The 12304-nt window shown below is 70.1% G+C and carries 9 protein-coding genes; 4 read left to right on the top strand and 5 right to left on the bottom strand.

Translation table 11 applies throughout. The features are described from left to right. Positions 1–139: 139 nt before the first annotated feature. Positions 140–1096 carry a hypothetical protein gene (locus tag VFZ09_RS24885; RefSeq protein WP_329730138.1) on the top strand — a complete coding sequence of 319 codons (957 nt, stop codon included), beginning with the start codon at positions 140–142 and terminating at the stop codon, positions 1094–1096. 69 nt (positions 1097–1165) lie between these two features. Here VFZ09_RS24885 and VFZ09_RS24880 read toward each other — a convergent pair whose 3' ends face one another. After that, complete coding sequence (locus VFZ09_RS24880) at positions 1166–2665, bottom strand: hypothetical protein (protein WP_329730137.1); 1500 nt, start codon at positions 2663–2665, stop codon at positions 1166–1168. 345 nt (positions 2666–3010) lie between these two features. Between VFZ09_RS24880 and VFZ09_RS24875 the strand changes: the two genes are divergently transcribed. Then, positions 3011–4003 (top strand): nucleoside hydrolase, encoded by a 993-nt coding sequence (locus VFZ09_RS24875; protein ID WP_329730136.1) that lies wholly within the window; start codon positions 3011–3013, stop codon positions 4001–4003. A gap of 14 nt (positions 4004–4017) precedes the next feature. Here the strand turns inward: VFZ09_RS24875 and VFZ09_RS24870 are convergent, their stop codons facing one another. Beyond that, entirely contained in the window at positions 4018–4497 is a 480-nt protein-coding gene (locus VFZ09_RS24870) for a GFA family protein (protein ID WP_329730135.1), read from the bottom strand. 103 nt (positions 4498–4600) lie between these two features. Further along, positions 4601–8854 (bottom strand): OmpA family protein, encoded by a 4254-nt coding sequence (locus VFZ09_RS24865; protein ID WP_329730134.1) that lies wholly within the window; start codon positions 8852–8854, stop codon positions 4601–4603. Positions 8855–9177: 323 nt separating this feature from the next. Here VFZ09_RS24865 and VFZ09_RS24860 point away from each other — a divergent pair, with 323 nt between their 5' ends. Beyond that, on the top strand, positions 9178–10185 hold the full coding sequence (locus tag VFZ09_RS24860; RefSeq protein ID WP_414640742.1) for an isoaspartyl peptidase/L-asparaginase family protein: 1008 nt from the start codon (positions 9178–9180) through the stop codon (positions 10183–10185). Between the two features lie 3 nt (positions 10186–10188). Next, positions 10189–10953 carry an SDR family oxidoreductase gene (locus VFZ09_RS24855; RefSeq protein ID WP_329730132.1) on the top strand — a complete coding sequence of 255 codons (765 nt, stop codon included), beginning with the start codon at positions 10189–10191 and terminating at the stop codon, positions 10951–10953. 12 nt (positions 10954–10965) lie between these two features. Here VFZ09_RS24855 and VFZ09_RS24850 read toward each other — a convergent pair whose 3' ends face one another. Beyond that, the gene (locus tag VFZ09_RS24850) at positions 10966–11631 is read right to left on the bottom strand and encodes a phosphoribosyltransferase (protein ID WP_329730131.1); all 666 of its coding nucleotides are present in this window, start codon (positions 11629–11631) and stop codon (positions 10966–10968) included. A 150-nt stretch (positions 11632–11781) separates the two neighbouring features. Next, complete coding sequence (locus VFZ09_RS24845; RefSeq protein ID WP_329730130.1) at positions 11782–12231, bottom strand: thioredoxin family protein; 450 nt, start codon at positions 12229–12231, stop codon at positions 11782–11784. Positions 12232–12304 lie beyond the last annotated feature (73 nt).

Below are 12304 nucleotides of genomic sequence, written 5' to 3'. Positions count from 1 at the left end.
CCGCCGGGAGTCGAGGGGAAGGCCGGGCGCTCATTCAGGGAGCCCGGTCTTTCTCGTTCCGCCTCGGGCACGCAACTTTTCCCACAGCGCGCCGGATAATGAGGCAACGCATTGATTCTCGAGTCAGCAGGAGCCGGCCATGACGTCCATCCATCGCAATGCCAGCGCGTTCAGCCCGGCGGGCACCGCCACCGCCCGCACCGCCACCGAGCGCAAGTCCTTGAATCCGCTGGAGAAGGTGGTGGACCTGGCCAAGGGCGGGCTGGCGGATGTGCCCCGCTTCGTGAAGATGGGCCTGGACGTGTTCGAGGCCTCGCACGCGGCCGAGCTGAATCGGCTCTTCGGCGGTGACGCGAAGCCGGACCGCCTGTCCGACGGGAAGTTCGTGGGGACCCAGGGGCAGACGTTCCCGCCCGGCACCGCGCTGGGCCAGATTCCGGGCGTCACCCCGAAGAACAACCCGAACCCCTCGGAGACCATCCTCTACGTCAACGGCATCATGACGCCGCTGGACGGGCAGCTGAAGGAGATGCAGTCCATCGCGGACACGTCGGGCGCCAAGGTGGTGGGCATCCACAACGCCACCCAGGGCCTGGTGACGGACCTGGCCCAGTGCGTGACGGACAAGCTGGACAAGGGCAGCAACCCCGCCGTGGACACCCTGGCGGACACCGTCTACTCGGAGCTGAAGGCGGGCCGGGACGTGCACCTGATGGGCTACAGCCAGGGAGGCCTCATCACCGCGCGGGCCCTCTTCGACGTGGAGCAGCGGCTGCGCCTGGAGGACGGGCTGTCCAAGGCCCAGGTGGCGCAGATGATGAGCCACCTGAAGGTGGAGACGTTCGGCGCGGCCTCGACGAAGTACCCGGACGGCCCCCAGTACGTGCACTACGTCAACAACGCGGACCCGGTGCCCACGCTCACGGGCCTGGGCGGCAGCGTGGATCCGCTCGACTTCCTGAAGGACGCGGGCAAGGGCGCCGTGGTGCACCGCTTCACGGACGGCAACCTCAACCCCATCAGCAACCACATGCTGGACACCCTCTACATGAAGCACCGGGTGTCCTTCGACGAGGCCCGCGCCGGCCAGTTCTAGACGGTCTCGGCGCGCGGCCTCGTGGACGCGCCCCCATTCCAAACGGGACGGGGGCGCGGGGGGGACGGCTCAGGTACCGCTGGGGTTCACGCAGGCCTCGGGCTGATTGAACTGGTTGAACTGGCCGTACTGCAGGAAGGCCACCCACATCTGCAGGGACGTGTCCATGTTCATCAGGTTCGGGTACTGCCCGCCCGCGTAGGCCATGGGGAACTGGTTGTTGGTGAAGTAGTTGGCGTTGTCCACCGAGTTCGTCGTGCACTGGCCGGGGAAGCCGAAGATGGGCGGGATGGTGTTGGAGCCCGAGGGCGAGGCCACGCCCGCCTGCGGCGTGTACCCATTGGCGTGGCACGCCATGCAGGACGAGAGCTTGTTGTCCACCGGCCCCGCCAGGCGGTTGTTGCAGCCGAAGTGCTGGTAGGTGCCAATCTTGGTGTTGAGCACGCTCTGGACGATGGGGAGGCTGTCCGCCTTGGCGGCCGCGGGCGAGGACCAGGGATCATTGCCCCACTGCACGCCCACCGGCTCCAGGCGATCCCACACCGTCTTGCCCTTCAGCTTGCCATTGTAGGCGAAGGTGCCGAACACCCAGCGCGTGGGCGAACTCTTGTCCACCACGGCCACGTCGAGCTGGATGAGACGCACCTCCTGCACCTGGCGCTCGCACAGGAACAGGGTGCCCTTCGTCTGGTGCCGGTCGGCCTGCCACACCGGCGAGCCCTCCAGGTAGGGCACGTCCTTGGGCGTGGCGGTGGTGAAGAGCAGCTTGGCCACCAGGGTGCCCTCCGGGAAGGGCAGGCCCGCCGGCTGCGGTCCACCGTTGTGGTTCTTGTCGATGCGCGGCGTCCCGTCCGTGTTCCAGGAGCGGCCGATGGCGTAGCCACCCCACTCGTTGTACACGCCGAACGCCCACGTCTCGTAGCCCTGGGCCGTCTCCTTCGTGGCGGACAGCGACAGCTTGTTCAGGCCCTCATCCACCAGCTGCTCGCCGAGGAAGTCGGAGATCTGCGCGGTGCGCTCGTTGGTGAGCCCGTGGACGAACTCGCGGCCCGTCTTCGTGTCGTACGCCATCCACGGCATGTGGAACCAGCGCGTGTTGCCGTTCACCTTCACCTGCCAGCCCACCTGGTTGTCGAGCTGGAGATCCTGGCCCTCGCGCACGTAGTCCAGGAGCTGCTGCATGTACTGGGCCCACTCGGGCGACCACTGCGTCTGCGTCTTCTCGCCCGGCGTCTGGTCGAAGGTGACCTTCTTGTTGGACAACCACGTGCAGACGTTGGCCGGACAGGTGCCGGGGTCCTTCTGGGGATAGTCGTGGCTGAGCTGGAACACCGGGCCCGTCCAACCCGGGGCCGGCGGCGTGGTGGCGTTGCGGTAGGCGAACCCGGAGGTTGTCTCCTTCGTGGCCGCGACAGCCTTCTCGGCCGCGCGAGCGACCGTGGGACGCGACATGGGGCCCTGGATGGGGGGGACCTTGGGAGGCCGGACGGGAGCGGCCGTCTGGGCGTGTGCGACGGTGCCCAGTCCCAGGAGGGTGAGGCCGACGGTGGAGCGGACGGAACGGAACATGGTGGAGATGGGGTCCTCTCGGAGGGGAAACGGCGTCTGTGCACCCGGGTGCGAGCTGGCACCCGGAGTGCTTCGGCAGTTTCACCGAGGGTTCGTACCAACGCCATGAATTGGCTCACGGGAATTCCGTGCGCCGCGTCACGGGGCGGGTGGCCCGGGACGCCCTCAGCGGGTGATGAGCAGGTTCTGCATCATCCCCGCCCACCTTGTTCATGATGTGAGAGTGTTTGGAAATAATGAGATGGGATTGGACTCGGCCGTACCCGTGTGGGTTTCGTTACATGCGGGCCCGGGGCTTCCTGCTAGCGTGGATCTCCCAAGCAGCAAGGAGAGAGAGCCAGCCCCATGAGCACCCCACAGACGACCGCCTCGCGCCTGCCTGTCATCATCGACACCGACGTGGACATCGATGACTGGATGGCGATGCTCTTCCTGCTCAAGCACCCCGAAGTGGACGTGCTGGGCATCACCACCACCGGCACGGGCGCCGCCCACCTCACGCCGGGGACGCTCAACGCCCTCAAGCTCCTGATGCTGGTGGACCAGCCCACCCTCCCGGTGGCCCGCGGCGCCAACGCCCCGCTGCGCTACAGCAATGTCTTTCCGACCTCCATCCGCTCCGTCATCGACAGCGTCTATGGCCTGCCGCTGCCCACCAATCCCAACGGGCCCTCCGCCCAGGACGCCGTCAGCTTCCTGCGGACCACCCTGCTCGGCTCGCCCACGCCGGTGTCCATCCTCGCCATCGGTGGCCTCACCAACCTGGGCATCCTGCTGCGCGACCACCCCGAGGTGGCGCCGCGTATCGCCCGCATCGTGGTGATGGGCGGGGCGGTGAACGTGCCGGGCAACGTCAACGTGGTGGACCCCGACTACGCCAACAAGACGGCCGAGTGGAACATCTTCCTCGACCCGCTCGGGGCGGACATCGTCTTCCGCTCGGGTGTGCCCATCACCCTGGTGCCGCTGGACGCCAGCAACCACGTGCCGCTCGACATGAACTTCTACGTCCGGCTCCAGGACCGGCATGACACCCGCGCGGCGGCCTTCGTCTTCCAGGCCCTCACCGCGGACATGCCCTTCGTGAACAGCGGCGACTTCTATTTCTGGGATCCGCTCGCCGCCGCCGCGCTCGTCGCGCCCTCCCTCGTCACCACGCAGCAGATGGGCATCCGCGTCGTGCAGGAGCTGAACGAGGAGGAGGACCACTCCGGACAGCTGCTCCAGGACGACACCCGGGGCAGCCGCATGTCGGTCGCGATGGGCGCCAACGCGGACGCCTTCTATGAGCTCTTCCTCTCCATCCTCAACCTGCCCGACGGCAAGACCCTGGCGTAGCCCCCGGAGCACACTTATTTTCGATTTGCCGCGCCCGGTTTCTTTGCCTGCGCCGCGTACTCGTCCGTCATCCTCTCGAGGTCCTCGAACGCGGGCAGCTTCGCGAAGCTGTGCACCGCGGGCGTGGTGGCCCAGGGGAGCTTCTCGCTCGTCCACGTCTCCATGAACGGGGAGAACCAGCTCGGGTCATCGAGCATCGTCGCGCGCATGTTGACGAAGGTGTCGATGCCGTGGGGCCGGGTGAACATCCAGCTCATGCAGTACGGGCAGAAGTAGTGACGGTGCTCGCCGTGGAGGCCACCGATGACGGGCTCGCCTCGAGTCACCTCGAAGCCCTGGGTGGGGATGGCGGCGCTCAGGGAGAAGGCGCTGGCGCTCATCCGCTGGCAGCCCGTGCAGTGACAGGCCATGGTGAGCAGCGGCGGTGCGCTGATCTTCAGCCTCACCCGTCCACAGCGGCATCCTCCTTCCCACGGCAGCTTCCAGTCGTTCATGAGTGGCTCCCTTCCCGTTTCTGGTGGGGCGCTTCTTCTCATGCCGGGCGGCACGGTGCACACGTTCTTCGCGCGCACCGTGCCGCCGGAAACACAGCCGGGCCTACTCGATGACCACGAACTCCACGCGCCGGTTGTTGGCGCGGCCCTCGGGCGTGTCGTTGGTGTCGATGGGCTTCTCCATGCCGAAGCCCTCCGACGTCAGCCGCTGCGGAGCAATCCCCTTCTGCACCAGGTACTCGCGCACCCACCGCGCGCGGCGCTGCGACAGGTCCTTGTTGTAGGTGGCCTTGCCCGCGCCGTCCGTGTGCGCCTCGATGCGCAGCTTCTGGATGTCCGGGTTGCTCTCCAGCACCGCGGCCACCTGGTCGAGGATGCTCTGGGACTCGGGCAGCACGTTGTCCTTGGCCGTGGCGAAGAACACCTTGTCCATCGTGCGCAGCTTGCCCTTCTCCACCACCACCTTCGCCGGAGCGGGCGGCGGCGGAGGCGGCGGAGGCGCCTCGACCATCACCACCACGTTGGCCGTGGCCGAGCGCTCGGGGCCACCCGCGACGCGGTAGGTGAACGTGTCGCGGCCGGAGAAGCCCTCCTTCGCCGTGTAGCGCAGCGCGCCCTCGGGCGTGCTCTCCACGAGGCCACCGCTGGACGTCACCCCCACCTCGGCCACGCGCAGCTGCTCGCCGGGCTGGCCCTCGTCGTTCCGCAGGATGTTCAGCGTGATGGACTGGCCCGCGAGCACCCGGCCCTCGTCGTCATGCGCCACGAGCGCGGGCGGCGGAGGCGGCGGAGGCGGAGCGGTGACGATGGGCGCGGGCGGAGCCGGAGCCGGCTGCACCGGGCGCTTCAGCGCATCCGAGGGCGCGTAGCTCAGGGCCGCGAGCACGCGGAAGCGCGGCGTGCCGAAGCCGTTGGTGAGGCCGGGGCCACCGCCCAGCGTCATCTCCACGTTCTTGAAGTAGCCCAGGCGCAGCGCCACCAGCAGCTCCAGGGGGCTGGTGGGGACGGAGGGGCCGTTGAGCCCCACCTCACCGGCCAGGGTGGACATCAGGGCGAGCTTCCAGCGGGGCACCAGGTCCACCTTGCCGCCGATGCCGTACGTCACCGAGGTGCCGAGGTTCAGGTTGAGGAACCGCTGGGGCTTGCCGAAGAAGAGGCCGGCGTTGGCCATGACGGCCGAGCCGCGGGGGCCGCGCCACTCGCCCACGAGGGTGGGGTTGAAGGTGACGCTGCCGCCGCCCAGGTACGAGTCCGGCGGGGCGGTGGGGAAGGTGACGGGCAGCGCCACCGCGAGCCCGAAGTCCTTGGAGCGCAGCAGTGCCGTCTTCAGGTTGACGCGCAGGTCGGAGAACGCCGTGGTGGTGAGGGCGCCCTGGAGCTTGGGGTCCACCATGCCGGCGCCGCTGGTGGTCTGGTAGACCATCATGGGCAGGGCGGCGCCGAGCTCGAAGCGGTCGAACAGCGCCACGGAGCCGGCGAGCGTGAGGTACGTCTGGCCGCCCACGAGGACGCGCTGGAAGCCCGGGTTGTCCACGGAGACGAGCCGCAGCGGCTGGTGGGCGTAGTCGGCGAAGAGGCGGCCACTGAAGGTGAGGTGGCCGGGGACGTGCGCGGACTGCACGCCGAGCACGTCATCGCGGCCGGGCTGGGGCTGGAAGCGCTCCACGAGGAAGGAGCGGCTCAGGTCGTCCTGCGCCTGGGCGGCGGCGGGAGCGGAGACCGCGGCGGCGGCGGCCATCACCGCGCCCGGGCCCCGGCGGCGGCGCAGGAAGGCGGCGAGCGAGCCCAGCATCAGCGGCAGCAGGGAGCCGGCACCCCCCGTGCTGGAGCAGCCGCTGCCCTGCGCGAGCCACTGCTCATGCTGGCCCTTCGGCTTGCACTGGCCGGAGAGGCAGAAGGCGTTGTCCGCGCACTGGTCATCCGTGGTGCAGGTGGCCAGGCAGGCCACCTCGCCGCAGGCGTAGTCCCCGCAGCTCAGCGTCTCGGTGGCGCAGGCGCCCGCGCCGTCGCAGGTGCCCGACGTGGTGGCCACGCCCGCGGAGCAGCTCGGCGTGCCGCACTGCACGGACTCGCCGGGGTAGGAGCAGGTGTCGCGCTTCGTGCCGTCGCAGACGCCGCCGCACTCGGTGCCATCCGCAGCGCACGCCGGACGGTCACCCCGAGGCGCACCCGTCACCGCGCCGCAGGTGCCCACGCTGCCGGCCGCGTTGCAGGCCTCGCACTGGCCATCGCAGGCGGTGTCGCAGCACACGCCATCGGCGCAGAAGCCGGTGGAGCACTCGCTGTCGGTGGTGCACGCGCCGCCCCAGTCCGTGCCCGGACGCTTCGTGAAGCGGGCGAGCAGGTCGTGCGGCCCGGTGACGTTCGTCAGCACGTAGGTGCCGCCGGAGACGGAGGACGTCACCTCCGTGCCGTTGTCCGTGAGCGAGGCGAGCGTGTAGCCCGGCGTCACGGTGACGGTGCAGGTGACGGGCTGGCCGTGGGTGATGGGCGAGGGGCAGGTGATGGAGCCACCCGCCTCGCTGGCGCTGGTGGTGATGGGGTACGTGTTGATGTTGAACAGCGCGGTGACGGTGGCCGCCGCGTTGGCGGTGAGGGTGCAGGGGTTGGTGGTGCCCGTGCAGCCGCCGCTCCAGCCCGCGAAGGTGCTGCCCGGCTGCGCCGTGGCGGTGAGGCTCACCAGGGAGCCCTCGAGGAAGTCGGCGCTCGCCGAGGCGCAGGACGGGTCGCAGTGGATGACGGCGGGGCTGGTGACGACGGTGCCGCTGCCCTGGCCCTCGGGGTCCTTCTGCACCGTGACGGTGTGGAGGGTGCCGATGCCGTTGACGTCCACGGCCGTGTTGTTGCCGCCGTCGGGGTCCTGGATGCCAGCGGGGACGGAGACGGAGGCGCGCTGGGTGAGCGAGCCGGAGCCGGAGCCGGGGACGACGCGCGCGTCCACGGTATAGGTGACGGTGCCGCCCACGGGGAGGTCCGCGGTGGTGTGGATGTTGCCGGTGCCCGAGGCGGCGGGGCAGGTGGCGCCACCGGTGGCGGTGCACGTCCAGGAGATGCCGGTGAGGTCCGCGGGGAAGTCCTGGTCGATGGAGGCGCCGGTGACGGCGTTGGGGCCGCGGTTGGTGACGGTGAGGACGGAGTGGACGGGCCGGTCCCAGCCGACGCCGACGACGCCATCGGAGAGGGAGGCGGAGAGGTCCGCGTAGGTGGCGCCCGCGGTGAGGGCCGTCTCGACGAGGGGCCCGATGAGCGGGGACACGCCCTGGGCGTCGACGGAGTAGTTGCCGTGGGCCACCTTGCCGGTGGCGCCGGGGTCGATGTGGACCTTCACGCCGAAGGAGGCGCTGGCGGTGGGGTTCATCGTGCCCAGGTCACACGTCACCGTGCGGGTGGCGCTGTCGTGGGTGCAGGTGACGCCGGGCGGCGTGTCGAGCGAGACGAACGTCGTGTGGTCCGGGAGGACGATGGTGACGGTGGTGTCTCGGGCGGCGCTCGTGTCCGAGTTCTTGACCAGGTACGTGTACGTCAGGTCCGAGTCCGCGTTGGCCGACTTCACGGCGGTGGCGGCGATGGAGAGGCCGGGGAGGAACGAGCCGAAGCCGTCCACGTAGACATGGCCCCAGTGGCCGCCCTGCGAGCAGCCCGCGGCGATGACATCGAGCTCCACGGTGTCGCCGATGGACAGCTGCGCGTCACCGGGGGCGACGTCGACGGACTGCCAGTCGGTGTACTGGATGTTGTCGGCGGTGGTCTTCCAGGGGACGCCGGGCTGGTTGGCGAAGTTGAAGGTGCTCCACAGCACGGTGCCGCGCGTCACGTTGCGCAGGGTGATGTAGATGTAGGGCTGCTGCTCCTGGGAGTGGCTCGGGTTCTGGAGCACGGGGGCGAGCGCGAAGCGCACGTGCACCTTGCCATCGGCCGGGTCCACGTCGGAGGAGGCGAGCGTCGCGGACTGCACGAGGCGGTTGACGTTGTTGCTGTTGCCCAGCTCGTTCACCACCGCGGCCCACTGGCCATAGCGGGGCCAGCGCAGCGACTGGGCGGCGGTGAGGCCGGCGGGGATGGCGGTCTCGGGGCCGCCGGTGGCCTGTTTCGCGCCGGTGCGAGCGACACCGCCCGTCTGGAGGTTGAGGTCCGAGGTGCTGTTGGGCGGCAGGGTGATGCCGCGATTGAGGTAGGTGCTGACGCTCCAGCCGTTGAGGGTGCCCTCCTCGAAGTTGCCGTTGGTGAAGAGGGGCTGGGCGCTCACGGCGGTCTCGGGCCGAGCGGACTCTCCGGAGGAGTCGCTGCGGGTGCAGCCCGAGGCGATGGCGATGAGCAGCGCGAGCGCCGCACGAAGGGGTGTGGACGATGGATTCATGGTGGCTCCTGAAGACGCGGGGTGCGCGGGGGACCCCAGAGCAGCCGCCGTGCCAGGAGGGCGCTCGAGGCGTGCCTCAGAGGAGAGCGCGGGAAAACTGTGTCAGGAGGGACCGGTTTCGAGGGGGTTTTGACGCGTCAAGAACCGTGCTGCCACGGGCATTGACGCGTCAGCTCCCGTGAGCCCCCGAGCGACTTGGAGTAGACCCTCGTTCCATGCCCGCTCCGCTTCGCCGTGCCCTCTCCGCCGCCGCGCTGGCGGCCCTGCTGTTGCCCCTCGGTTGCTCCACGTCCCTCACCACCCGACGAGAAGATGAGAAACGCATGAGCTCCTCCGACGACGTCTCCAAGCCTGCCCCGCGCTGGGGCATCGTCATCCACGGCGGCGCGGGCGTCATCAAGCGCGAGTCCCTCTCCCCCGAGCGCGAGGCCGCCGTGCGCGCCGTGCTCGCCGAGTCCCTCCAGGCCGGCCACGCCATCCTCGCCAAGGGGGGCACCAGCCTGGACGCCGTCACCGCCGCCGTGCGCGTCATGGAGGACTCGCCCCTCTTCAACGCGGGCAAGGGCGCCGTCTTCACCCATGACGGCAAGAACGAGCTCGATGCCGCCATCATGAACGGACGCACCCGCGAGGCCGGCTCCGTGGCGGGCCTGCACCACGTGAAGAACCCCATCTCGCTCGCGCGGGCGGTGATGGAGAAGTCCCCGCACGTGATGATGATTGGCGCGGGCGCCGAGGAGTTCGCGAAGCAGCAGGGCGTGGAGCTCGTCCCGGAGAGCTACTTCTACACGGAGGAGCGCTGGCAGTCGCTGCAGCGCGCGCTGGAGGCGGAGAAGCAGCAGCAGCAGACGCCGCCCGAGCAGGGCCAGCCCCAGGGCCCGCGGACCTTCTGGGAGCACCCCGCGGGCAAGGAGCACAAGTTCGGCACCGTGGGCGCGGTGGCGTTGGATCAGGCGGGCAACCTCGCCGCGGGCACTTCCACGGGCGGTATGACCAACAAGCGCTTCGGGCGCGTGGGAGACGTGCCCGTCATCGGCGCCGGCACCTACGCCAACGAGCGCTGCGCCGTCTCGGCCACCGGCCATGGCGAGTACTTCATCCGCTACACCGTCGCTCGCGACATCTGCTCCCGCATGGAGTACCTGGACCTACCGCTGCTCGAGTCCGCCAACCAGGTGGTGATGGAGGTGCTGGTGAAGGCCGGGGGGGAGGGCGGGGTGATCGCCATGGACGCGCAGGGTAACGTGGCGATGCCCTTCAACTCGTCGGGCATGTACCGCGGCTACATGGGTCCGGACGGGGTCGCCGCGGTCGCCATCTTCAAGGAGTGACAGATGAAGCAGCTGGAAGGAAAGGTCGCGCTGGTGACGGGCGCGAGCTCGGGCATTGGCCGCGCCACGGCCATCGCCATGGCGCGGGCCGGTGCGAAGCTCGTCATCGCGAGCCGGGGCCAGGAGGGCAACGCGGAGACGGTGGAGCTCATCCGCCAGCAGGGCGGCGAGGCCATCGCGCTGCGCACGGACGTGACGAAGGCCTCGGAGGTCGAGTCGCTCGTGCGCGGCACCGTCGAGCACTACGGCCGGTTGGATGTGGCCTTCAACAACGCGGGCACCACCACCGCGCCCAAGGCCCTCCACGAGTATGACGAGGAGGAGTGGGACGCCGTCCTGGACACCAACCTCCGGGCCGTGTGGCTGTGCATGAAGTACCAGGTGCGGCAGATGCTCGCGCAGGGCGGCGGCTCCATCGTCAACATGTCCTCCATGGCCGGGCTGATTGGAACCAAGGGACTCGGCTCGTACACGGCCAGCAAGCACGGGGTGCTCGGCCTCACGAAGACGGCGGCGCTCGAGTACGCGCAGCAGAACATCCGCGTGAACGCCGTGTGTCCGGCCGTCATCCGCGGCACCGTGCTGGTGGAGAACATCTTCCGCGATCATCCCGAGCTGGGTGAGAGGCTCGCCGCCACGCATCCCATCGGCCGCGTGGGCCAGCCGCACGAGGTGGCCGAGGCGGTGGTGTGGCTGTGCTCCGACGCGGCGTCCTTCGTCACGGGCCACGCGCTCAACGTGGACGGCGGCACCTTCGCCGGACGCTGAGGGAACGGAGGCTCAGGGGGACGGCGAGGCTCCAGCGTGGTGCGCCTGTCTGAGGAGGACGAGCACCTCCTCGTCGTCCACCTGGTGGAAGTCCTCGTACCAGACGCCCACCGCGCCCAGCCTGGGTGGCTCCTGCACCGTCACCACCTCGTCCACCTCCTCGTGGCGCAGCGCCTCCGCCGTCTCCGCCACCGCCACCGGGACCGCCAGCACCAGCCGCCGGGGCCCCAGCGCGCGCACCGCTCGCGCCGCCGCTCGCGCCGTGCCTCCCGTGGCCAGGCCGTCGTCCACCAGCAGCACCGTGCGTCCCCTCACGTCTGGCAGGGGCCGCTCGCCCCGGTACAGCCGCACCCGCCGCGCCAGCTCGCGCGACTCCTGCCTCGCCACCTCGAGCACGTCCGCGTTCGTCAGGTCCGCGTACGCCAGCACCTCGGCGTTCACGTACAGCGCGCCGCCCTCGGCGATGGCCCCCATTCCCAGCTCCGGCCGCCAGGGCACTCCCAGCTTGCGCACCACCAGCACCTCCAGCGGGGCCCCCAGCGCCGTGGCGACCTCGTAGCCCACGGGCACTCCGCCGCGCGGCAGCGCCAGCACCACCGGGGTCTCATCGAGCAGGCCCCTCAACCGCCCGGCCAGCTGCCGCCCCGCCTCTTCCCGGTCCCGGAATCGCATCCTCATCGCCGCTCCTCCTCAGCTTTCCGCCTCAGCTCTCCGCCTCATGGCTTCCCGCCCGAGCCCCTTGCCCCTCGCCCTCCGGGAGAGGAGCCCCCCGTCGTTCAAAGGGGGGGCAAGCCCCCCGGGGTGAGGGTGCCACGGGCCCCGGGTTGCTCACGCGGAGGCCCACGGACCTCCGCCCTGGGCCGAGGCCAAAGCCCACCGTTCCAGCTCGGGCCGAGGCATGAGGCCACTGCGGCGGGCCACCTCGCGGCCACCGGAGAAGACGACGAAGGTGGGAATGCCCCGCACGCCGAGCTGACTGGCGGCCTGGGGTTGCTCCTCGGTGTTCAGCTTGAGGACGAGCAGGCGGCCCGCCTGGGCGCGGCCCACGGCGTCGAGGATGGGGGCGGCGGTGCGGCACGGTCCACACCAGGGGGCCCACAAGTCCAGCAGCACGGGCACGGGCGAGGCCCGCACGGCGCGCCACAGGGCCTCCCCATCCACCTCCTGGGGCTGGCCCGACAGGTCGAGCGGACGCTGACACCGGCCGCACGTGGGCTCGCCGGGGGGGCGGGGCTCTCGCACTCGGTTGAAGGCACCACAGGACGCGCAGCGGAACATGGGGACCTCCAGGGCTCTCTGGTGAAGGTAGTGCGAGCCGGGTGCCAACGCCGTCCGCCCGTGCGCTCCGAGG

Source organism: Archangium sp., from assembly GCF_036277355.1.
Lineage (GTDB): Bacteria > Myxococcota > Myxococcia > Myxococcales > Myxococcaceae > Archangium.
Note: the sequence above shows the minus strand (reverse complement) of the source record. Positions and strands in the feature narration are given on the sequence as shown.

Bases quoted from the DNA above. Each gene is read 5' to 3' on its own strand.
- VFZ09_RS24855 (WP_329730132.1), top strand. From the start codon at position 10,189: ATGAAGCAGCTGGAAGGAAAGGTCGCGCTGGTGACGGGCGCGAGCTCG.
- VFZ09_RS24880 (WP_329730137.1), bottom strand. From the start codon at position 2,665: ATGTTCCGTTCCGTCCGCTCCACCGTCGGCCTCACCCTCCTGGGACTG.
- VFZ09_RS24850 (WP_329730131.1), bottom strand. From the start codon at position 11,631: ATGAGGATGCGATTCCGGGACCGGGAAGAGGCGGGGCGGCAGCTGGCC.
- VFZ09_RS24860 (WP_414640742.1), top strand. From the start codon at position 9,178: ATGAGCTCCTCCGACGACGTCTCCAAGCCTGCCCCGCGCTGGGGCATC.
- VFZ09_RS24865 (WP_329730134.1), bottom strand. From the start codon at position 8,854: ATGAATCCATCGTCCACACCCCTTCGTGCGGCGCTCGCGCTGCTCATC.
- VFZ09_RS24875 (WP_329730136.1), top strand. From the start codon at position 3,011: ATGAGCACCCCACAGACGACCGCCTCGCGCCTGCCTGTCATCATCGAC.
- VFZ09_RS24885 (WP_329730138.1), top strand. From the start codon at position 140: ATGACGTCCATCCATCGCAATGCCAGCGCGTTCAGCCCGGCGGGCACC.
- VFZ09_RS24845 (WP_329730130.1), bottom strand. From the start codon at position 12,231: ATGTTCCGCTGCGCGTCCTGTGGTGCCTTCAACCGAGTGCGAGAGCCC.
- VFZ09_RS24870 (WP_329730135.1), bottom strand. From the start codon at position 4,497: ATGAACGACTGGAAGCTGCCGTGGGAAGGAGGATGCCGCTGTGGACGG.